This is a genomic window from Pseudomonadota bacterium, from assembly GCA_018823135.1.
In the GTDB taxonomy this organism is placed as follows: Bacteria; Desulfobacterota; Desulfobulbia; order Desulfobulbales; family CALZHT01; genus JAHJJF01.
The window spans coordinates 1-2177 of the sequence record JAHJJF010000108.1; the positions used below are offsets into that span (position 1 = coordinate 1).

The window sequence follows — 2177 nt, forward strand, 5'->3', positions numbered from 1 at the left end:
CCCCAGCATAAAAAAACCGATACTGACCACCAGTGCGACGATAAAGGATTGAATGAGCACGCCACGAATATACTTCTGCAACTGCTTTGTCACCCGGTAATAAATCAACCAGCCGAGCTCGTAACTGTTGTTTGGCAGCCAGCCCATGATCTGGCCCCGCAATGTGCGGAAATCCCGCAGCAGGAAAAAGGTGATCAGCGGCACCAGGATCATCATGATCGCCAGTTTCAGGATAAAACCCGCCGAGGACACAAGAACCGTGGCTGCTGATTCCTGAACCTTTCCGAACCACTTGCTGGTCATCTGTCCCAAATCAAGTTGCAACCCCATTCCTCCACTCATTGAGTTGGCAAGCTCATCCGCCTTCTTGGATATTTCCGCCCAAAGGGCTGGGAGCTGTTTCTGAAATTGTTCGATCTGGTCCAGTACAATCGGGAAAAACAAAACGATACTTACGGTGATCAGCGCCACAACCCCGATCAGAATAGTTGCGATGGCAGCAGACTGCGAAAATCCACGGCCCACCAGTTTGCCGGTCATGGGTTCCAGAAGCGCATAGAGAACAAAGGAAACAATCAACGGAATGAGAACGGGCTTCAGCACCGTGGCAAGTCCACTTGCAATGGAGGCCAGGAGCAGAAACACAAGTAATGATTTTATTACCGGATTAGCGAAAAACTGCCTGAGCACGATTACATCCCCCGCTGGCTGAGCATCCGGTTGGCGTGAAGCAGGCGATGCGCCAGCACATGCGCCAGATTTGTCCCGAGCCGTGCACCATGACGCGGTACCCGGTCAATCCATTCCTCAAGGTCAATTCGCAGAAAAAAGGCAAGCTCGCTGTCTTCAACCGCCACAGCATCCGCGGTGCGGCGCTCGTCGAGTACCAATGAAACTTCACCGAAAAAATCCCCGGGCCCAAGGGTAGTAAGCACGACTTCCCCGGCACGAATTTCCACCTTGCCGCTCAAAACCATGGCAGCGCCGGCCCCCTGATCACTGGTCCGGAAAATTACCTCGCCGGGCTTGAAGTGTCTGGGGTGCATATTTTTGACAAGTCTGATGATCTCTTTTTGGGGGATTTTTCTAAACAATGGGGTTTTTGCCCATAAAGCTGCAACCATTTCATGCCATGTTTCGCTTTTCTTAAAAAGGTTACCCCATAAGGATACACCGGAACCGCTGTCAGCCATATTTCCCTCCGCGAAAAAACATTCTTATGTCTTCTGCCTGCTCAGCTCGAAAAGCAACCAGGCAAGAAGCAACGTAACATTTCCAGATAAAATAGCCTAGACGAGATAAGCTGGCAAGCAAGCAATTCCATCAGTAAAGATTCGGCCCAAAAACTGCTTGAATAGACATCCTGATGGCTTTTCATACCGTTTGCCCCCAAGGCATAACGCTGAGCACTGCAAAAGATGTCGATAGAAAAGTTTGAGGTGAAAAAATTCACAAAGTGGCGGAGACTACGGCGGCCTGAGTCCCGCCAAAAGCGGACGAGCTATCAAACTCCCGGCATCTTCGAGGAGCACCGGGCATAAATACTTTGGGAATTATCCAGATGAGTCCCAAATATTCAGCGCCCTTGTATAAAGTTCAGAACGCGAAACACCAAGATCTCGGGATATGGCTTTTACAGCTTCGGAGAGCGACACACCCTGCGCCTTATACCACTTGAGTATTTCGGATAAATCTTCGGTGCGTGCAGGTTTTTCTCCGGAAGAAGCGCCCTCAATAATTACGACGTACTCCCCTTTGATGGTTTCACGGCTCCCTATCTCCGAAACTATTTCACCCAAAGAACCAGTGAGAAATTCCTCATAAATTTTAGTGAGTTCCCTGGCTACAACCGCCCTTCTGTCCCCAAATATTTTCAAACAATCAGCAAGGCTTTTTAATACCCTTGCCGGCGATTCATAAAAAACAATTGATGCCTTTTCCTGGGCAACCGCCTCAAGTTGCTGCCTGCGTTGATTTACCTTGGAAGGAAGAAATCCTAAAAAAAGAAATTTCGTATCTTTGAAGCCAGAGGCGCTCAATGCAGCGATAACCGCTGAAGGCCCCGGCAAAGGGACCACCGGAATGCCGCATTCGCGCGCCCGGGATACCAGAATCCCACCAGGATCCGATATTCCCGGAGTCCCGGCATCAGAAACCACCGCGACGTCCTCTCCCCC

Annotated in this window: 3 protein-coding genes; all 3 read right to left on the reverse strand. The window is 50.2% G+C overall.

Annotated features, from left to right (window positions below; genetic code table 11):
- Nucleotides 1-690, reverse strand: a 690-nt coding sequence (locus KKE17_12120) for an AI-2E family transporter (GenBank protein ID MBU1710743.1), incomplete at its 3' end; no start/stop codon positions are given.
- 2 nt (nucleotides 691-692) lie between these two features.
- Entirely contained in the window at nucleotides 693-1193 is a 501-nt protein-coding gene (locus tag KKE17_12125; protein MBU1710744.1) for a cyclic nucleotide-binding domain-containing protein, read from the reverse strand.
- A 360-nt stretch (nucleotides 1194-1553) separates the two neighbouring features.
- Nucleotides 1554-2177 (reverse strand): 16S rRNA (cytidine(1402)-2'-O)-methyltransferase (gene rsmI / locus KKE17_12130; GenBank protein MBU1710745.1); only part of this gene is annotated, 624 nt, incomplete at its 5' end.

Coding starts and splice junctions, on each gene's coding strand:
- KKE17_12125 (MBU1710744.1), bottom strand. CDS start 1,193: ATGGCTGACAGCGGTTCCGGTGTATCCTTATGGGGTAACCTTTTTAAG.